General features: G+C 57.7%; 16 protein-coding genes. 9 read left to right on the forward strand and 7 right to left on the reverse strand.

Going from position 1 to position 19,628, the window contains the following annotated elements:
- Positions 1-67: 67 nt before the first annotated feature.
- Positions 68-568 carry a Wzy polymerase domain-containing protein gene (locus tag IEX01_RS12340; RefSeq protein ID WP_444542684.1) on the forward strand — a complete coding sequence of 167 codons (501 nt, stop codon included), beginning with the start codon at positions 68-70 and terminating at the stop codon, positions 566-568.
- Positions 569-601: 33 nt separating this feature from the next.
- On the opposite strand, the gene IEX01_RS12345 is transcribed toward IEX01_RS12340, so the two are convergent.
- A complete protein-coding gene (locus IEX01_RS12345; protein ID WP_188723948.1) occupies positions 602-2,194 on the reverse strand; it encodes a methyl-accepting chemotaxis protein in 1,593 nt (530 codons plus the stop codon).
- 250 nt (positions 2,195-2,444) lie between these two features.
- The gene (gene ppa, locus IEX01_RS12350) at positions 2,445-2,975 is read right to left on the reverse strand and encodes an inorganic diphosphatase (RefSeq protein ID WP_024556592.1); all 531 of its coding nucleotides are present in this window, start codon (positions 2,973-2,975) and stop codon (positions 2,445-2,447) included.
- A 401-nt stretch (positions 2,976-3,376) separates the two neighbouring features.
- On the opposite strand from ppa, the gene ytfQ reads away from it, so the two are divergent.
- The 5 genes from ytfQ to IEX01_RS12375 all read left to right on the forward strand — a co-directional run bounded on the left by ytfQ (position 3,377) and on the right by IEX01_RS12375 (position 9,845).
- Entirely contained in the window at positions 3,377-4,333 is a 957-nt protein-coding gene (gene ytfQ / locus IEX01_RS12355) for a galactofuranose ABC transporter, galactofuranose-binding protein YtfQ (RefSeq protein WP_024556591.1), read from the forward strand.
- 326 nt (positions 4,334-4,659) lie between these two features.
- Entirely contained in the window at positions 4,660-6,159 is a 1,500-nt protein-coding gene (ytfR, locus tag IEX01_RS12360) for a galactofuranose ABC transporter, ATP-binding protein YtfR (protein WP_024556590.1), read from the forward strand.
- A gap of 10 nt (positions 6,160-6,169) precedes the next feature.
- Positions 6,170-7,192 (forward strand): galactofuranose ABC transporter, ATP-binding protein YtfT, encoded by a 1,023-nt coding sequence (gene ytfT, locus IEX01_RS12365; protein ID WP_161629453.1) that lies wholly within the window; start codon positions 6,170-6,172, stop codon positions 7,190-7,192.
- Positions 7,179-8,177 carry a galactofuranose ABC transporter, permease protein YjfF gene (gene yjfF / locus IEX01_RS12370; RefSeq protein ID WP_188723949.1) on the forward strand — a complete coding sequence of 333 codons (999 nt, stop codon included), beginning with the start codon at positions 7,179-7,181 and terminating at the stop codon, positions 8,175-8,177. The genes ytfT and yjfF overlap by 14 nt, the downstream gene beginning before the upstream one ends.
- A 102-nt stretch (positions 8,178-8,279) precedes the next feature.
- On the forward strand, positions 8,280-9,845 hold the full coding sequence (locus IEX01_RS12375) for a methyl-accepting chemotaxis protein (protein WP_188723950.1): 1,566 nt from the start codon (positions 8,280-8,282) through the stop codon (positions 9,843-9,845).
- Between the two features lie 47 nt (positions 9,846-9,892).
- Here IEX01_RS12375 and fbp read toward each other — a convergent pair whose 3' ends face one another.
- Positions 9,893-10,891: a class 1 fructose-bisphosphatase gene (fbp, locus tag IEX01_RS12380; protein WP_024556586.1), complete on the reverse strand. Its 999-nt coding sequence runs from the start codon at positions 10,889-10,891 to the stop codon at positions 9,893-9,895.
- A 175-nt stretch (positions 10,892-11,066) separates the two neighbouring features.
- On the opposite strand from fbp, the gene mpl reads away from it, so the two are divergent.
- Positions 11,067-12,434: a UDP-N-acetylmuramate:L-alanyl-gamma-D-glutamyl-meso-diaminopimelate ligase gene (gene mpl, locus IEX01_RS12385; protein ID WP_024556585.1), complete on the forward strand. Its 1,368-nt coding sequence runs from the start codon at positions 11,067-11,069 to the stop codon at positions 12,432-12,434.
- 81 nt (positions 12,435-12,515) lie between these two features.
- Here mpl and IEX01_RS12390 read toward each other — a convergent pair whose 3' ends face one another.
- Both IEX01_RS12390 and yjgA read right to left on the reverse strand, forming a co-directional pair.
- On the reverse strand, positions 12,516-13,724 hold the full coding sequence (locus IEX01_RS12390; RefSeq protein WP_024556584.1) for an aldose 1-epimerase family protein: 1,209 nt from the start codon (positions 13,722-13,724) through the stop codon (positions 12,516-12,518).
- A 288-nt stretch (positions 13,725-14,012) separates the two neighbouring features.
- Positions 14,013-14,558: a ribosome biogenesis factor YjgA gene (gene yjgA, locus IEX01_RS12395; RefSeq protein ID WP_188723951.1), complete on the reverse strand. Its 546-nt coding sequence runs from the start codon at positions 14,556-14,558 to the stop codon at positions 14,013-14,015.
- Between the two features lie 106 nt (positions 14,559-14,664).
- Here yjgA and pmbA point away from each other — a divergent pair, with 106 nt between their 5' ends.
- Positions 14,665-16,017 (forward strand): metalloprotease PmbA, encoded by a 1,353-nt coding sequence (gene pmbA, locus IEX01_RS12400; RefSeq protein WP_034882082.1) that lies wholly within the window; start codon positions 14,665-14,667, stop codon positions 16,015-16,017.
- A 59-nt stretch (positions 16,018-16,076) separates the two neighbouring features.
- A complete protein-coding gene (cybC, locus tag IEX01_RS12405; protein ID WP_188723952.1) occupies positions 16,077-16,466 on the forward strand; it encodes a cytochrome b562 in 390 nt (129 codons plus the stop codon).
- A gap of 51 nt (positions 16,467-16,517) precedes the next feature.
- Here the strand turns inward: cybC and nrdG are convergent, their stop codons facing one another.
- Both nrdG and nrdD read right to left on the reverse strand, forming a co-directional pair.
- A complete protein-coding gene (gene nrdG, locus IEX01_RS12410; protein WP_024556580.1) occupies positions 16,518-16,982 on the reverse strand; it encodes an anaerobic ribonucleoside-triphosphate reductase-activating protein in 465 nt (154 codons plus the stop codon).
- A 484-nt stretch (positions 16,983-17,466) separates the two neighbouring features.
- Positions 17,467-19,602, reverse strand: coding sequence for an anaerobic ribonucleoside-triphosphate reductase (gene nrdD, locus IEX01_RS12415; RefSeq protein WP_024556579.1), 2,136 nt, complete (start codon positions 19,600-19,602; stop codon positions 17,467-17,469).
- Positions 19,603-19,628 lie beyond the last annotated feature (26 nt).

Raw genomic sequence — 19,628 nt, forward strand, 5'->3', positions numbered from 1 at the left:
CGCCTGGTTCCAGGGCGGCATCACGGCGCTGGCGGGCATGCTGGTGCTGTTCGCGGGCTGGGTAAGGATGCTCATCCGCGCCCTGAAAACCCGCCGCGCAACGCTGGCATACGCGCTGCTGATTGTGTCCCTGCTGGCGCACCTGAACCTGGAGTACCCGTTTTACCAGTCGTTCATTCACTTCGGGCTGTTCCTGCTGCTGCTGCGCCTGGGCGTGACGGAAGCGCCGCCGGCCGCACGCCGGGCAGCCCGGGCGCCGCGGCTGGCTGCCGTGCTCTGCGGCGCGGTGCTCATCGTCTTCAGCGGGGCGGGGCTTTACGCTAACCACCAGCTGACGGCGCTTGAGCGCAGCCAGTTTGCCGGGTTCCCGTTGCCCGCGCCGTGGTACTTCGCCACGCAGTCTGAACGCGCGCAGTTCGATGAAATGGTGGCCCTGCTGATGGACTACAACCGCACCCGCAACGCGGCGAACCTGGACGAATTTATGGCGCGGGCGCAGGCGTGGTCGCTGCGCCATAACGACGCCAATGTCTGGCGCAGCATGATGATGATTGAGCANAATAAATAACGACAATGCCGCCCACAGGGCGGCATTTTTATATCAGGCGAGCTGTTCGTCGCGCTTTCCAAGGCGGAACACGCTGACGGTTTCCAGCAGCCGGTGCGCCTGCTCCTGCATCGATTGCGCGGCGGCGGCAGATTGCTGCGAAAGCGCGGCGTTCTGCTGCGTCGCGGCGTCCATCTGCGTTACGGCGACATTCACCTGGTCGATGCCTGCGCTCTGCTCATGGCTTGCCAGCGAAATGTTCTCCACCAACTCGCTCACGCGCTGCACGCTGCGGACAATTTCTTCCATTACATCACCTGCGCCTTTCACCAGCGTATTGCCTTCTTCGATGCGGTGCACCGAGCGGTCGATTAAGTCGCGAATATCTTTCGCACTGGCGGCAGAACGCTGCGCCAGCGCCCGCACTTCGGCCGCGACGACAGCAAAACCGCGTCCTTCGCTGCCCGCACGGGCCGCTTCTACCGCAGCGTTAAGCGCCAGGATATTAGTCTGGAAAGCGATGCTGTCGATAACGCTGACAATGGTGCTTATCTCACTGGAGAAGCGATGAATCACGCTCATGGTCTGCACCACGCGCTCTACCGCTTCGCCGCCTTCACCTGCGCGCAGGCGCGCATCGCGGGCGATGTTGCTGGCAAAGCGGGAGTTTTCAGCGTTATTTTTCACCACCGAGGTGAGCTCTTCCATGGAGGCCGCCGTCTCCACCAGCGCGCTGGCCTGCGCTTCATTACGCGAAGAGAGCTCCCGGCTGCCGGTCGCGATTTGCGATGAGGCGGTGGCGATAGTCTCCGTGCCCGCCCGTACGCCTGCCACAATGCGCGTCAGGTTGCCGTTCATCTCCTTGAGCGCGCGCATCAGCTCGGCGGTTTCATCGCGCCCATGAACGGTAATCGTGGCCTGCAAATCTCCGGCGGCCACCGTACGGGCAATGGATACGGCTTCAGCCAGCGGGCGCGTGATGCTGCGCACCAGCCACCAGGTAATTAACGCGCCGGTAAGAAGAGTCAGCGCCATAGTGAGCAGCAACATTAACCGCGTGCGTTGAAACTGCGCTTCGTTGCGAGCGTCGGACTGCTGATGGAGATGTTCCGCCTGCTTCAGCGTGCTGACGACCATCTCATCGATCATGTGCGTCGGCTCACGATCAATACCCGCTACCAGGTGATCGACCCGCTGCGCGCTGGTCGGGTCATTCACCACGTATTGCGTCAGTGCGTTCAGGTAGTGCTGTTCCAGTTCGGCGTGCAGGACGCGGGTTTTCATCACCGCGTCGGCGTCCATACCCATCTGCGGCAGCAGCGCGGCGAGTTCATTAAGCAACGCCTGCGTCTTCTGGCTCTGGCTGATAAACGCGTTTCGGTATTTATCAAACTGCGCCTGGTCCTGAGCGCCGCGCAGCAGGGTGTTTTTCCACTCCTGCACCTGAATTTTGAACTGCACCTGGGCATTGCGGGCCGTATCGATACTTTCCGCTATCACCTTCTCCGTGGTCATGATCTCCTGGTTTTGCTTAAGGCCGTTGGCGTTAACCGCAAGGCTGCGTATGCCAATAAACAGCGTAGCGAGCAGCAGCAGGCCCGCCAGCAGGCCAAGCCGCTGTCCGATAGTAAGATGATTAAGTTTCATTGCTGTTGGTCATTCCCCGGTCAAGAAGGCGTGCGGCGCACGCGAACAGGAGATATCGACCGCAAAAAGAGGAGCTTTAAGCTCACTGAAGAAGGAAACGCAGATGCATATAAGGTAATGCGATGAACAAAAAAGAAATAATCGCTTTATGACACTTTTATGAAACCTCTCAGAGCGCGTAAAACGCGGCGCTGAAGGCTAAAAACAAACACACCGCCCGCAGGCGGTGTGCTGTGTGAAGCGGGAAGAATTACTTCTTCGCAGCGCGTTCGAAAGAGGTACGAATTTCTTCTTTCGCGGCTTCTGCGTTGTCCCAGCCGTCAACTTTAACCCATTTGCCTTTTTCGAGGTCTTTGTAGTGCTCGAAGAAGTGGGTGATCTGCGCTTTCAGCAGTTCCGGCAGGTCGTTCACATCTTTAATGTGATCGTATTCTTTGGAGAGCTTGGTGTGCGGTACAGCAACCAGTTTCGCATCTTCGCCAGATTCGTCGGTCATTTTCAGCACGCCAACCGGACGGCAGCGGATCACAGAGCCCGGCTGCAGCGGGTACGGCGTTGGGACCAGCACGTCAACCGGGTCGCCATCCAGGGAGAGGGTATGGTTGATGTAACCGTAGTTGCACGGATAGAACATAGCGGTGGACATAAAGCGGTCAACGAACAGCGCGCCGCTGTCTTTGTCCACTTCGTATTTGATCGGGTCCGCGTTGGCCGGGATTTCGATAATAACGTAGATGTCTTCCGGCAGATCTTTGCCCGCAGGTACGTTCAGTAAGCTCATGTCTGTTTCCTTAAAAATGTATGGCAAACAAGTGCCCGGTATTATAGCCAGGTGGAGGTAAATGTCTTTGCCTGTTTTCGCCGGTCCGGCGTAGCGGGACGATTTTAAGACCTTTTCCGCGCCCGGAAAATCCATAAAGCCAGCCGCATTCTCAATAAATCTGTGTAACCGTTTACAAAGCAGATACAGGTCAGGATTTTTGTGTAAGAAAAGCCTGCTATCTCACCTTAGGCGGCAGGCGCGCCAGCGCTTGTCTTGCGTCACCTTTTGTCACTCACGGGATTTAACGTTTTCGTTACTTTTTTGAATTGTGATGTAACGCATTCAGTTACATCCCGGATTGTCTATAGTTTCGGCGCAGGTGGAGATTTAACCAACAATAACCCTACGAGGATGCACTTATGTGGAAGCGCTTACTTCTGGTCACAGCAGTTTCGGCAGCCATGTCGTCTATGGCGATGGCCGCCCCGTTAACCGTGGGATTTTCTCAGGTAGGTTCCGAGTCTGGCTGGCGAGCGGCGGAAACTAACGTCGCCAAAAGCGAAGCGCAGAAGCGAGGCATCAATCTGAAGATTGCCGACGGCCAGCAGAAACAGGAAAACCAAATCAAGGCGGTGCGCTCTTTCATCGCTCAGGGCGTGGATGCCATCTTTATCGCCCCGGTTGTCGCAACGGGTTGGGAGCCGGTGTTGCAGGAAGCAAAAGAAGCGGAGATCCCGGTTATCCTGCTTGACCGCTCCATCGACGTAAAAGACAAGTCGCTCTATATGACCACCGTTACCGCCGACAACGTGCTGGAAGGCAAGCTGATTGGCGACTGGCTGGTGAAAACCGTCGCCGGCAAGCCGTGTAACGTTGTGGAACTTCAGGGCACCGTGGGCGCAAGCGTGGCGATTGACCGTAAAAAAGGTTTCGCCGAAGCCATCTCTAAAGCGCCGAATATCAAAATTATCCGTTCTCAATCCGGCGACTTTACCCGTTCGAAAGGGAAAGAGGTGATGGAGAGCTTTATCAAAGCGGAAAACAACGGCAAGAACATCTGCATGGTTTACGCGCATAACGACGACATGGCGATTGGCGCTATTCAGGCCATTAAAGAAGCGGGCCTGAAGCCGGGCAAAGATATTCTCACCGGTTCCATCGACGGCGTGCCGGACATCTTCAAAGCGATGATCGACGGCGAAGCTAACGCAAGCGTTGAGTTAACGCCAAACATGGCGGGCCCGGCGTTCGACGCGCTGGAAAAATTCAAAAAAGATGGCACTCAGCCTGAAAAACTGACCATCACCAAATCGACGCTCTATCTGCCGGATACGGCTAAAGAGACGTTAGAGCAGAAGAAAAATATGGGTTACTGATAAGCCAATAGCAGTGGCGGCGGCTCTTTGACGCCTGTGAGCATCTTTCTGGCGAGGGGACGGCGAGGGAGAAAATCCTCGCCGCGGCCCTCTCCCTGGAAAGAAGAGAAAAAAACCGGCTCCTTTGGCCGAAGTAAAACGTAAAGAAGCGAACCGATTCGCTCTTCTCTACGGAGGAGAGGAAGGAAAACCGACGCCTCGATGAATCGGTCATTTAATAAAAAGCAAACCGAGCCCCTCTTCCCCCCGGGAAGAGGGGCAATTTTCGGAGTGAGTAAACACAGCGCATCCACCGTTTTAGCGCGTGGGCAACGGGGAGTCTGGCAATGCATAACGAACAGCAGGAGATCCTGCGCACGGAAGGCTTAAGCAAATACTTTCCAGGGGTGAAAGCGCTTGAAGAGGTCAACTTCAGCCTGCGGCGCGGCGAGATCATGGCGTTGCTTGGCGAGAACGGCGCCGGGAAATCCACATTGATTAAAGCCCTGACTGGCGTTTATCAGCCGGACGGCGGCACCGTTTTTCTCGAAGGCAAACCGGTGCGGCCGAAAAACACCGCTCACGCCCAGGAGCTGGGCATCGGCACCGTCTACCAGGAGGTCAACCTGCTGCCCAATATGTCGGTGGCGGATAACCTGTTTATCGGTCGCGAGCCCCGGCGCTTTGGGCTGCTGCGCCGTAAGGAGATGGAGCAACGCGCCGCGCGGTTGATGGAATCTTACGGCTTTAAGCTCGACGTGCGCGAGCCGTTGAACCGTTTTTCCGTGGCGATGCAGCAGATTGTCGCTATCTGTCGTGCCATCGATCTCTCTGCCAAAGTGCTTATCCTGGACGAGCCCACCGCGAGCCTCGACACCAAAGAGGTAGAGATGCTCTTTACCCTGATGCGCCAGCTGCGCGATCAGGGCGTCAGCCTGATTTTCGTCACCCACTTTCTCGACCAGGTCTATGAAGTCACCGACCGCATCACGGTGCTGCGCAACGGCAAGTTTGTAGGAACGCGTGAAACTGCCGAACTGCCGCAAATCGAACTGGTGAAGATGATGCTGGGACGCGAACTGGACACCAACGCGTTGCAGCGCGCCGGACGCACCCTGTTGAGTGAGAAACCGGTCGCCGCCTTCAGCAACTTCGGTAAGAAAGGGGTTATCACGCCGTTCGATCTGGAAATTCGTCCCGGCGAAATCGTCGGTCTCGCTGGCCTGCTCGGTTCGGGGCGTACTGAAACCGCCGAGGTTATCTTCGGCATTCACCCCGCCGACAGCGGCACCGCCGTTATCAAAGGCAAGCCGCAGACGTTGCGATCGCCGCATCAGGCCTCCTGTCTCGGCATCGGTTTTTGCCCGGAGGACCGCAAAACCGACGGCATTATCGGCGCCGCGTCGGTGCGCGAGAACATTGTGCTGGCCTTACAGGCCCAGCGCGGCTGGCTGCGGCCTATTCCGAAGCGTGAGCAAATTCAGATAGCCGAGCGTTTTATTCGCCAGCTTGGCATCCGCACGCCGGGCACGGAACAGCCGATAGAGTTTCTTTCTGGCGGCAACCAGCAAAAAGTGCTGCTTTCGCGCTGGCTGCTGACGCGTCCGCAATTTTTGATTCTGGATGAGCCTACGCGCGGCATTGACGTCGGTGCGCATGCGGAAATTATTCGCCTGATAGAAACGCTCTGCGCCGACGGGCTGGCGCTGCTGGTGATTTCGTCAGAGCTGGAAGAGCTGGTGGGCTATGCCGACCGGGTGGTGATCATGCGAGACCGGCAGCAGGTGGCGGAAATTCCGCTCGAGCAGCTTTCGGTGAGCGCGATTATGAATGCCATTGCGGCATAAGGAGTTCTGAGTGATGGGATCATTACCTGAAGTGGGCGCGCCAAAACGCCGCTTTCGCTGGCCGCCGGGCATGCCGCAGTTAGCGGCGCTGCTGCTGGTGCTGCTGGTAGACAGCCTGGTGGCGAGCCACTTCTTCCAGATAGTGTTGCAGGATGGCCGCCTGTTCGGCAGTCCGATAGACATTCTTAACCGCGCCGCTCCCGTGGCGTTGCTGGCGATCGGCATGACGCTGGTGATAGCGACTGGCGGCATCGACCTTTCCGTGGGGGCGACCATGGCTATCGCCGGGGCGACCGCCGCCGCGATGACCGTCGCCGGGCACAGCCTGGCGGTTGTCTTGCTCGCCTCGCTCGGCGTAGGGGTGCTGGCGGGGTTATGGAACGGTATTCTGGTCGCGGTGCTGAAAATTCAGCCCTTCGTCGCCACGCTTATCCTGATGGTGGCCGGGCGCGGCGTGGCGCAGTTGATTACCTCCGGGCAAATCGTCACCTTTAACTCGCCTTCGCTCTCCTGGCTTGGCAGCGGCTCGCTGTTGCTTTTCCCAACGCCGGTTATCATCGCGCTCGTCACGCTGATTATTTTCTGGCTGTTCACCCGTAAAACGGCGCTCGGCATGTTTATCGAAGCGGTGGGTATCAACATTCGGGCGGCGAAAAACGCCGGCGTTAACACCCGGGGCGTGGTGATGCTGACCTACGTGCTGAGCGGCGTCTGCGCCGCTATCGCCGGCGTTATCGTCGCGGCGGATATTCGCGGCGCGGACGCCAACAACGCCGGGCTGTGGCTTGAGCTGGACGCCATCCTCGCTGTGGTGATTGGCGGCGGCTCGCTGATGGGCGGGCGCTTCAACCTGGTGCTTTCGGTGGTGGGCGCGCTGATTATCCAGGGGATGAATACCGGTATTCTGCTCTCCGGCTTTCCGCCGGAGCTTAACCAGGTGGTAAAAGCGGTGGTGGTGCTTTGCGTGCTGATAGTCCAGTCGCCGCGCTTTATTGGCTTGCTGAAGGGAGTGCGCCGCCATGATAAAACGTAACCTGCCGCTGATGATAACGCTTGCGGTATTTGTGCTGGGCTACCTCTACTGCCTGACGCAGTTTCCCGGCTTCGCCTCCACGCGCGTAATTTGCAACATCCTTACGGATAACGCATTTCTTGGGATCATCGCGGTCGGCATGACCTTTGTGATCCTCTCCGGCGGGATCGATCTCTCGGTCGGCTCGGTGATCGCCTTTACCGGCGTTTTCCTTGCCAAAGCGATAGGTTTCTGGGGGCTTTCGCCGCTGGTGGCTTTCCCGCTGGTGCTGGCGATGGGCTGCGCCTTCGGCGCTTTCATGGGGCTTTTGATAGACGCGCTGAAAATCCCGGCGTTTATCATTACGCTCGCCGGGATGTTCTTTCTGCGCGGCGTCAGCTATCTGGTTTCCGAAGAGTCTATTCCGATTAACCACCCCATTTACGACACGCTCTCAAGCCTTGCCTGGAAAATCCCCGGCGGCGGACGCTTAAGCGCGATGGGGCTGCTGATGTTGGGCGTCGTGGTTATCGGTATTTTCCTCGCTCATCGCACCCGTTTTGGCAACCAGGTTTACGCCATCGGCGGCAGCGCGGTTTCGGCGAACCTGATGGGTATCTCCACCCGCAGCACGACCATCCGCATTTACATGCTCTCCACCGGGCTTGCCACGCTTGCGGGCATTGTCTTCTCGATTTATACCTCGGCGGGTTACGCGCTGGCGGGGGTAGGGGTAGAACTGGACGCTATCGCCTCGGTGGTCATCGGCGGCACGCTGCTCTCCGGCGGCGTGGGAACGGTGCTCGGCACGCTGTTTGGCGTCGCTATCCAGGGCTTGATCCAGACCTATATCAACTTTGACGGCACGCTCAGTTCATGGTGGACCAAAATCGCCATCGGCATTTTGTTGTTTATCTTTATTGCGCTGCAGCGCGGCCTTACCGTGCTGTGGGAAAACCGCCAGAGCGCGGATGTTAAGCGCGTTAGCACGGCGCCAACAAGCTAGTAACATACTGAAATCGCTAAAAATGATTAAACTTTCTCCGGTGATTGCCGATAACTCACTATTCGTCCGTTTTGAGCTATCGCGATTACCGGGAAAAGTACCATGCTAAAAAATCTCTCCATTCGTACCGGCCTGCTGACCCTGTTGGCGGCCATGACGCTTTTGCTGTTGGTCGTTAGCGGGATTGGCATTTACGCGCTGACGCAAAGTTCCACCTCTCTGCAACGCATCAACCAGCTACAGGGTGAAAAAATGGTGCGCCTGAACGAAGGCTATACGCTGCTTTTGCGGGCGCGTAACGAAGCCGGGCAGGCGGTGCGCCAGATGGAGGTCGGCCTGTTAGACGATGCCGGTAATTCTGTGAAAAGCGTAACCGCGGAAATCGCCCAGGCGCAGCAGACGCTGAAAGCGCTGATTGCCAGCGGCGTGGACGACGAGCAGGGCGCTGCGCTACTGAAGAAGCTGGCGGCAAGCTATAACGCCTATAACAGCAAAGGCATCACGCCGATGCTGGCCGCGCTCAACAAGCAAAGCCCCGATGAGTATTACGACCTGCTGGAAAACGGGCTTATTCCGCTCTCCCGCAGCTTCGATAACGACATGCAGGCGTTCCAGCGCTGGAGCGAACAGCGCGGCAATGAAGAGGTGGCGACGGTCCTGGCGCACAAGCGGACGGTGATGGGGTTAATGGTGTTCGCCGTGCTGCTCACCGCGGCGCTGATTGCGCTGGTGTGGCTGGCGCTGCGTCATTTGCTGCTCCAGCCGCTGAGCCGCGCGATTGAACAACTGGAAGTGATTGCCGCAGGCGATCTCACCCATACCACTGCTGACGCAGGCAACAACGAACTGGGACGCCTGGCGACGGCGATTGAGAGTATGCGCCAGGCGCTGATGGCGTCGGTGTTGCGCGTGCGCGACGCCAGCGCGCAGATAGATACCGGCAGCCGCGAGCTTTCGGCTGGCAACGTCGATCTCTCTCAGCGCACCGAATCTACCGCCACCTCCCTTGAGCAGACCGCCGCGAGCATGGAAGAGATCACCGCCACGGTGAAACAGAATGCGGCGAATGCCGAAGCGGCGCACAAGATGGCGCAAACCGTTTCCGATACCGCCGATCGCGGCAGCGAAATGGTCTGCTACGTCATTGAGAAAATGCGTGATATTTCCGGCAGCGCTGGCCGCATCGCCGATATTCTGAGCGTTATTGACGGCATCGCCTTCCAGACCAACATCCTGGCACTGAACGCGGCGGTGGAAGCGGCGCGGGCAGGAGAGCAGGGAAGGGGATTTGCGGTGGTGGCAGGCGAAGTGCGCAGCCTTGCCAGCCGCAGCGCCGAGGCGGCGAAAGAGATCCGCACGCTTATCAGCGACTCGCAAACCCACGTTGGCGAAGGCAGCGAACTGGCGCAGCAGGCGGGCGAAACCATGGATGAAATTGCCGAAGAGGTTTTACGCATGACGAAGCTGATGCGAGAAATCGCCAACGCGTCGCATGAGCAGAGCCGCGGCATTGAGCAGGTGAATATTGCGGTCAGCCAGATGGACGAAGTGGCCCAGCAGAACGCCGCGCTGGTGCAGCAATCTTCCGCCGCCACGCGCTCGCTTGAAGAGCAGTCGCAACAGCTGGTGGAAGCGATGGCGACATTCAGGTTGCAGATGCAGGACTGAAAATAATAAAGGGCAGCGTGAGCTGCCCTTGTTGTCTCATACCGGTGTTACGCGTCAGGATACTCGCGAATAAAGCGCTCGACATCTTCCACCATGTGGTCGGTGCCGACGAAGAACGGACGGCGCTGGTGCAGGCTGTCCGGAACGATGTCCAGAATGCGCTGCTTGCCGTCGCTCGCCTTGCCGCCCGCCTGTTCGGCGAGAAACGCCATCGGGTTGCACTCATACAGCAGGCGCAGCTTGCCTTCCGGGTGGCTTGCGGTGCTCGGATAAAGATAAATGCCGCCTTTAAGCAGGTTGCGATGGAAATCCGCCACCAGCGAGCCGATGTAGCGCGAGGTGTAGGGGCGCTGGGTCGCTTTATCTTCTTCCTGGCAGAATTTGATGTATTTCTTCACGCCATTCGGGAATTTGATGTAGTTGCCTTCGTTGATGGAATAGGTGTTGCCTTTCTCCGGGAAGCGCATGCGCTCCTGGCACAGGCAGAACACGCCAAGCGAAGGGTCGTAAGTGAAGGCGTGAACGCCGCAGCCGGTGGTGTAAACCAGCATGGTGGAGGAGCCGTAAACCACGTAACCCGCCGCCACTTGCTTGCTGCCAGGCTGCAGGAAGTCTTCCATGGTGACCGGCGTGCCGACCGGCGTAACGCGGCGGTAAATAGAGAAAATGGTGCCAACAGAGACGTTAACGTCGATGTTAGACGAGCCGTCCAGCGGGTCCATCAGCACGACATATTTTGCATGTTCGCAGCCTTCAAAAACCACAATCTCATCTTCTTCTTCAGAAGCGATGCCCGCCACGATATCGCGAGCGCGCAGTGCGGCTTTCAGCTTTTCGTTGGCGAACAGATCGAGCTTTTGCTGCACCTCGCCCTGAACGTTTTCCGCGCCGCTAGCGCCGAGAATATCAACCAGACCTGCTTTGTTGATATCGCGGTGGATAATCTTCGCGCCCAGCTTTATTGCCGACAGCAGCGCCGTCAGTTCGCCGGTCGCATGTGAAAATTCGTGCTGCTTTTCGACAATAAACTCACCTAACGTTTTCATAACACTTTCCCTGCATCTGAAGTTGAGTAAAGCGATCACAACAATATTAACAAAGTTTCAAATTGTCGCGCAGAAGTGAATCGTGTAAGCCAAATACAGATAATCCTGAAAGGCATTTCTCCAGCCCCCTTCCTGCGGGTAGAATGTGCGCCGGACTAAAAAAGGATAGTGACGTATGCGCATTCATATTCTGGGTATTTGTGGCACTTTTATGGGCGGACTCGCGATGCTGGCGCGTTCGCTTGGCCACGAGGTGACGGGCTCGGATGCTAATGTCTACCCGCCAATGAGCACCCTTCTTGAAAAGCAAGGTATCGAATTAATCCAGGGCTACGACGCCGCGCAGCTGGAGCCGCGCCCGGACCTGGTCATCATCGGCAACGCCATGACTCGCGGCAATCCCTGCGTGGAAGCGGTGCTGGAGCAGGGCATTCCTTATATGTCCGGCCCGCAGTGGCTGCACGATTTTGTGCTGCGCGACCGCTGGGTCGTCGCCATCGCCGGCACCCACGGTAAAACTACCACCGCCGGCATGGCCGCCTGGATCCTTGAAGCCTGCGGCTACAAGCCGGGCTTTGTGATAGGCGGCGTGCCAGGTAATTTTGACGTTTCCGCGCGCCTTGGCGATAGTCCGTTCTTCGTAATCGAAGCTGACGAATACGACTGCGCCTTTTTCGATAAGCGCTCCAAGTTCGTCCACTACGCGCCGCGCACGCTGGTGCTAAACAATCTGGAATTCGACCACGCCGATATCTTCGACGACCTGAAGGCTATCCAGAAGCAGTTCCACCATCTGGTGCGCATCGTGCCGGGGCAGGGGAAAATCATCTGGCCCGAAAGCGATATCAACCTGAAGCAAACGCTGGGGATGGGCTGCTGGAGCGAGCAAGAGACGGTTGGCGAGCAGGGCCACTGGCAGGCGAAAAAGCTGACGACCGACGCCTCAAACTGGGAAGTGTGGCTTGACGGCGAAAAAGCAGGGGAAGTGAACTGGGGCCTCGTAGGCGAGCACAACATGCATAACGGGCTGATGGCGATTGCCGCAGCGCGCCATGTAGGCGTAACGCCTGCCGACGCTGCGCAGGCGCTGGGTTCATTCGTTAATGCACGCCGCCGTCTGGAATTGCGCGGCGAAGCGAACGGCGTAACCGTGTATGACGATTTCGCCCATCACCCGACCGCCATCCTCGCCACGCTTGCCGCCCTGCGCGGCAAAGTAGGCGGCACGGCGCGCATCCTCGCCGTGCTGGAGCCGCGCTCCAACACCATGAAGATGGGCGTCAGCAAAGACGATCTCGCCCCTTCGCTCGGTCGCGCCGACGAAGTGTTCCTCTTCCAGCCGCACCATATTCCGTGGCAGGTGGCGGAAGTGGCGGAGGCCTGCGTACAGCCTGCCCACTGGAGCGCCGATCTCGACACGCTGGTGGAGATGATTGTGAAAACCGCGCAGCCTGGCGACCATATCCTGGTGATGAGCAACGGCGGCTTTGGCGGCATTCATCAGAAGCTGCTGGATGGCCTCGCGCAGAAAGCGCAGGCCTGAAAAAAGGGCGTCTCCCGCGCCCCTGGCTTCATCCTTGCTGGTAAGAAAAGCCGCTTCCTGCGAAGCGGCTTTTTTATGCTTTTACTCTTTCGCGATAGGCGTATCGCTGGCTTGCGTTTGCTTATCGCCCTGAATGGCGGCGATCTGTTTCTCCACGTCCGCCACCTGTTCGCTGCTGTGCAGCAGCGTGTAGGTTAAATCGAACTGTGTACTGGCGCCGGGGGCGAGTTGCTTCACGCGCTTCTGCTCGCGCTCAATGGTCACCGGATAAGCGTAGCTGGTGCCCGGCTCGATGCCGGTCACATACCCCTGTTTTTCCGTATCGGTGTTTTTCCACATCGTCAGCACCGGCAGTTGCGACACGTTAAAACCGATAGCCGCCCCTTTGTCGCCCGCTTTGTTGATCACGGCGGCGAGGGTCTGCTGGTTCGCATCGGCAAGCGGGGTAAGGTTAAAGACCATTTCGTCAAAGTCTTTCGTCGGCGCGCTGTAGGTATTCCACGCTTTCATTCCGCCTTTGGCGTAGTCATTAAAGGGACTCACGTTCGCCAGCGGAGCGATAAAGCGCGCGCCTTCTTCCAGAATCGGCTTGCCGAAGTTGCTGTGGTAGATAATCTGATAGTCATGCGGATAATCGGCGTGGTTCGTCAGCACATCGTGCAGGCTGAAGCTGTTGCTGCCCGGCACATAGCGCAGTTCAGTCATCGTTTGCAGATCCGCTTTTTTAAAGGTGCTCTCTTTAATCAGACCGCGTATGCGGATTTCATACGGCGCGCTTTCGCTTACTTCTACTTCCACGCGGGAGGCTGGCGTGTTGCCCGCTTTGCCATGCAGCGTATAAAGCTGGCCGTCAGCCGTGGTCGGATGGCCGGTCCACTCATAGCCGCAGCGCACCATCATTTCATTGAACCCTTCCAGCCAGCCGAGACCGTTGCGGCTTTCCAGATTAATAAATGCCGGGTTCACGACCTCTTTGACCGGCGAATCCCAGCCCAGGCGCACGCCAAACCCTTGCGCATGCAGCAGGTTCATGCCGCGCGTAGGGCTTAAGACGATAGTGAGGCCGTTTTCACTGGCGAGCGTGATGATTTTGCTGCCCTCCTGCTTGCCGCCGTGCAGCACTTTTTGCTCAATGCTGAACGGGGCGCCTTTGAGGTTCAGCTGCTGGCTGGTTATGCGCCAGTCTCCTTTATCCGTGCCTTTTTCAGCGTTGGTCAGCACCCAGGTCTGGGCGGAAGCCTGAGCCGAAACCAGCAGCGCGAGCGAGGTCAGAAGCAGCGTCTTTTTCATCCTTTTATCCTTTTGCTGAATCGATTTAAGTTAATGGCCTGTGAAGACTAGTTTCTGTGGCGGATAAGAAACGTGATCGCATTCACTGCTCGGGAAAAAGCAGCAGACGAAGGAAATTTTTGAGGCAAGGGTCCGTTTTTTTATGCAATCAGGAGAGGTGTTGCGATGAAAAGTGTGAAGAAAAACTTGGTTAGCTTTAACGTTTCAGCTGGAGGGCATGTAAAGAATTAAAAAAGCGAGGAGAGAGAAAGTAAAAAAAGAAGCCCGGCAGAACCGGGCTTTTAGCGCTTATTCCTGGCCTTCAGCCAGTTCGCGTAGATACTGGAAAATCAGGCGGGCAGATTTAGGCGGCTTATTGCCTTCCTTTTCCTTTTTCGCGTTGCGGATAAGCGAACGCAGCTGCTGACGGTCCGCCTGCGGCCAGAGGTTCAGCACGTCCGGCACCGCGTCGTCGCCTTCTTCAATCAACCGGTCGCGCAGATGCTCCAGCTTATGGAACAGCGCCACCTGCTGGTTGTGGCGGTTTTTCAGTTTATCCAGGGCCTGACGGATAGGCTCGTCATCGCGCTGGCGAAGCATTTTGCCGATAAGCTGCATCTGGCGGCGGCGGCCTTCTTTCTTGATGCGCTGCGCCAGTTCAATCGCGGCGCGCAGATCTTCATCCAGCGGGATTTTATCCAGGGCGTTCTTGCCCAGGTCCACCAGCTCGGCGCCGAGACGTTTTAACTCTTCGGCATCGCGCTTAATTTCGCTTTTGCTGACCCAGATAATCTCGTCATCGTCGTCTTCATTATCAGGGACATCATCGAGCCAGTCTTCGGGCTGCTTTGTCATCTCAGGCTCCTTAAAAAAAGAGGCTAATACTACCAGTTAAGGCGCGCACTGCGAAATGGTTCTCTGTTAGACTCAAAAAATACGTCTTCTGTTTTCACCTTACATTATGGCATTCGCGATGAAACTAATCACACAAGTTGCGCAACAGCGCAAAACACTGGAAGAGGCCGTCGCCACTGCGCTGGAACTGGCATCGGGCAAGGCGGACGGCGCGGAAGTGGCGGTGAGCAAAACCACCGGTCTGAGCGTCAGCACCCGCTACGGTGAGGTGGAAAATGTGGAATTCAACAGCGATGGGGCGCTCGGCATTACCGTTTACCATCAGAACCGTAAAGGCAGCGCTTCGTCCACCGACTTAAGCCCGCAGGCGATTGCCCGCACGGTGCAGGCGGCGCTGGATATCGCGCGTTACACCTCGCCGGATCCGTGTGCGGGCGTGGCGGATAAAGATCTGCTGGCGTTTGACGCGCCGGATCTCTCTCTGTTCCATCCGGCGGAAGTGGACCCGGATCGCGCCATTGAGCTTGCCGCGCGCGCCGAGCAGGCCTCGCTGAAAGCCGATAAGCGCATTACCAATACCGAGGGCGGCAGCTTCAACAGCCATTACGGCATTAAAGTATTTGGCAACAGCCACGGCATGCTGCAGAGCTACTGCTCCACCCGCCACTCGCTTTCAAGCTGCGTCATTGCCGAAGAGAACGGCGACATGGAGCGCGACTATGCCTACACCATCGGCCGGGCAATCGAAGATTTGCGCTCGCCGGAGTGGGTGGGCGAAGAGTGTGCTAAGCGCACCCTGTCCCGCCTGTCGCCGCGTAAGCTCCCCACCATGAAAGCGCCGGTAATTTTCGCCCATGAAGTGGCGACCGGCTTGTTCGGTCATCTGGTGGGCGCCATTAGCGGCGGCGCGGTTTACCGCAAATCGACCTTCCTGCTGGATTCGCTGGGTAAACAGATCCTGCCTGACTGGCTGACGATTGAAGAGCATCCGCACCTGCTGAAAGGGCTCGCCTCTACGCCGTTTGACAGCGAAGGGGTGCGCACCGAGCGTCGCGATATCGTGAAGGATGGCGTGCTGCAACAGTGGCTGCTGACTAACTATTCAGCGCGCAAGCTGGGGCTGAAAAGCACTGGCCACGCGGGCGGCATCCATAACTGGCGCATCCAGGGGCGCGGACTGAGCTTTGATGAGTTGCTCAAAGAGATGGGCACCGGACTGGTGGTCACCGAGCTGATGGGCCAGGGCGTGAGCGGCATTACCGGCGACTATTCCCGCGGCGCGGCCGGGTTCTGGGTGGAAAATGGCGAGATCCAGTATCCGGTAAGCGAAATCACCATCGCCGGCAACCTGAAGGATATGTGGCGCAACATGGTCACTATCGCCGACGATATCGAAACGCGCAGCAACATTCAGTGCGGCTCCGTACTGCTGCCGGAGATGAAGATAGCCGGGCAATAATTCCCAGGGGCGCCCGCAGCGGCGCCCTTTTTTCGTCACCATAATAAGAAGGTAAGCCGATGCGTAAGTCCTTGTTAGCAATGTTAGCCGTCTCCTCCGTGCTGTTTGCCAGCACTACAGTTCTGGCGGCGGATCTGGAGGATGATATGGACATCCTCAACGACAATTTAAAAACGGTGCAGAAAACCACCGACGCGGCAGAGATGAAGGATGCCTTAACGAAGATGCGCGCCGCCGCGCTGGATGCGAAAAAATCGACGCCGCCGAAGCTTGAGGACAAACCGGCGGACAGCCCGGAGCTGAAAGATTTCCGTCACGGTCTGGATACGCTGGTAAGCCAGATTGACGGTGCGCTGAAGCTGGCTAATGAAGGCAAGGTGAAGGAAGCGCAGGCGGCGGCTGAAGATTTCAAAACCACCCGCAACACTTACCACAAGAAATACCGTTAATTGCCAGGCCAGCCCGTTCGCTGCGGGCTGGCTGGTTCCTGCACAGGCGGCTCAGCGTAAATAATGAATCACCTGATTGCTGCTGCCGCGCCAGATAAGCGCCGGGTCTTTGAGATCCTGCATGAACTTCCCGTCTACCAGCACGTTGATAAGGTCAACGACCTCACGCTGCGCTGGCGTTAATTCCTCAAGCTTATAGCCGGTCCAGACCCAGATATCTTTACCGGGACATTCAGCCCGCACGCGACGCACCAGCGTTAAAATCGCCGGCACGTTTTGCGGATGCAGCGGGTCGCCGCCAGAGAGCGACAACCCCTGGCGTTTTATGCGGGTATCGTTGAGGTCCTGGATTATCTGCGCTTCCATTTCTGGCGTGAAATGAGCGCCGGAGTTAAGCCGCCAGGTGCTTTTGTTATAGCAGCCGGGGCATTCATGAACGCACCCCGCGACAAACAGCGTGCAGCGGGTGCCCGGCCCGTTGACTATATCAACCGGATAGTACTGATGAAAATTCATTCCGCTTCTCAATTGACGCCATAGCGGCGTTGGCTGCGCTCATTCGCCCCGGTCACTTACCGGAGTAAGCTCCCGGGGACTCGTTCGTTTGCCGCCTTGCTCTGACGTCAGTTGCTTTGCGGAACCGCTTCTCAAGTGACGCCATAGCGGCGTTGGCTGCGCTCATTCGCCCCGGTCACTTACCGGAGTAAGCTCCCGGGGACTCGTTCGTTTGCCGCCTTGCTCTGACGTCAGTTGCTTTGCGAAACCGCTTTTCAAGTGACGCCATAACGGCATTGGCTGCGCTCATTCGTCCCGGTCACTTACCGGAGTAAGCTGCCGGGGACTCGTTCGTTTGCCGCCTTGCTCTGACGTCAGTTGCTTTGCGGAACCGCTTCTCAATTGACGCCATAACGGCATTGGCTGCGCTCATTCGTCCCGGTCACCATCAGCGCGGCGTGAGCCATGCAGGGCGGGTTAGCGAGCCGATACCCATCATCAGGCCTTACCCAATCTGCCCGTTGCCTAAATGCTTCACGCGGCGTTTTACCTCTTCTTGCTTGCCAGCGTTAAACGGACGCGCATCCGGGCTGCCGAGATAGCCGCACACGCGGCGGGTGACGGAGACGCGGGCGGCGTCGTGGTTGCCGCATTTCGGGCAGGTGAACCCTTTGCTGGTGCACTCAAACTCGCCGGTAAAGCCGCACTCGTAACACTCATCGATTGGCGTATTCGTGCCGTAATAAGGCACATGCTGATAGCTGTAATCCCATACGTCTTCCAGCGCCCGCAGGTTGTGCTGAATGTTCGGATATTCGCCGTAGCAGATGAAACCGCCGTTCGCGAGCGGCGGGTAGGGCGCTTCAAAGTCGATTTTGTCGTAAGGGTTCACCTTTTTCTCCACGTCCAGGTGGAAGCTGTTGGTGTAATAACCCTTGTCGGTTACGCCCGGCACCACGCCGAACTCGGCGGTATCAAGACGGCAGAAGCGGTCGCAGAGGTTTTCGCTCGGCGTGCTGTAGAGGCTAAAGCCGTAGCCGGTCTCCTCTTTCCACTGGTCCACCGCGTCACGCAACCGCGCCACAATGGCGATGGCTTTGGCGCGCAGCGTTTCGCTGTCATAAACATGCTGATTGCCGCTAAGCGCGTTGATGGTTTCATGAATGCCAATGTAGCCAAGGGAAATTGAAGCGCGGCCGTTTTTAAAGATCTCCGCCACCTCGTCATCCGCTTTCAGGCGTACGCCGCAGGCCCCTTCCATATAGAGAATGGGCGCCACGCGCGCTTTTACCCCTTCGAGACGGGCGATGCGGGTCATCAGCGCCTTGCGCGCCAGCGCCAGACGCTCATCCAGCAGCGTCCAGAAGGCGGCTTCGTCGCCTTTCGCTTCCAGCGCGATGCGCGGCAGGTTAAGGCTGATAACGCCGAGGTTGTTGCGCCCATCGTGGATCTGCTCGCCGTTCTCTTCGTACACCCCAAGGAAGCTGCGACAGCCCATCGGCGTTTTGAAGGAGCCGGTGACTTTCACCACCTGGTCGTAGTTCAGAATATCGGGATACATGCGCTTGCTCGCGCACTCCAGCGCCAGCTGCTTGATGTCATAGTTAGGGTCGCCGAATTTGTGGTTCAGGCCGTCGCGAATGGCGAACACCAGCTTCGGAAAGACTGCCGTTTTACGGTTTTTACCCAGCCCTGCGATACGGTTGCGCAGAATCGACGTCTGGATGAGGCGCGACTCCCACGATGTACCGAGGCCGAAGCCGAACGTGACGAAGGGCGTCTGGCCGTTGGCGGTGTGCAGCGTATTGACTTCATATTCCAGCGACTGGAAAGCGTCGTAACACTCTTTTTCCGTGCGGTTGCGGGCATAGCCCTCCGCGTCCGCTATCTGCCACTCTTGCGCCACCCGGCGGTGTTTTTCAAAGCTTGCGGCGACGAAAGGCGCCAGCACCTCATCGATGCGGTTAATCGTGGTGCCGCCGTAAATATGGCTCGCCACCTGAGCGATAATCTGCGCCGTCACGGCGGTGGCGGTGGAGATAGATTTCGGCGGCTCGATTTCGGCGTTGCCCATCTTAAAGCCGCGCGTCAGCATGCCTTTTAAATCAATCAGCATGCAGTTGAACATCGGGAAAAAGGGCGAGTAGTCGAGGTCGTGATAGTGAATTTCGCCGCGCTCGTGCGCCAGCACCACGTCGCGCGGCAGCAGGTGCTGACGGGCGTAGTGTTTCGCGACGATGCCCGCCAGCAGGTCGCGCTGGGTCGGGATGACTTTGCTGTCTTTGTTCGCGTTTTCATTGAGCAGCGAAGCGTTTGTCTGCTCCACCAGCCCCTGAATTTCGCGGTTCAGGCGGCCGCGCTTTTCACGTTCCACATCGCGGTCGTGGCGGTACTCAATGTAGGCGCGCGCCAGCTGCTTGTGGTTGCCCGCCATCAGCTGGTTTTCCACGGCGGTCTGAATTTCATGGATATCGACCTGGCTGCGCCCCTGCATCTGCTGGCTTACCAGGGCGGCGACGGTGGCGCAATAATCGGCGTCATCGACTCCCGCTGCTTTTGCGGCACGAAGAATGGCTTCCTGAATGCGCGCTGAATCGAAAGGTACTTTGCACCCGTCTCTTTTCACTACATGCGGTGTCATGATCTCTCCATTTTAAACAGGTTATC

The sequence above is a fragment of the Franconibacter daqui genome (assembly GCF_014644275.1).
GTDB classification, from domain to species: Bacteria; Pseudomonadota; Gammaproteobacteria; order Enterobacterales; family Enterobacteriaceae; genus Franconibacter; species Franconibacter pulveris.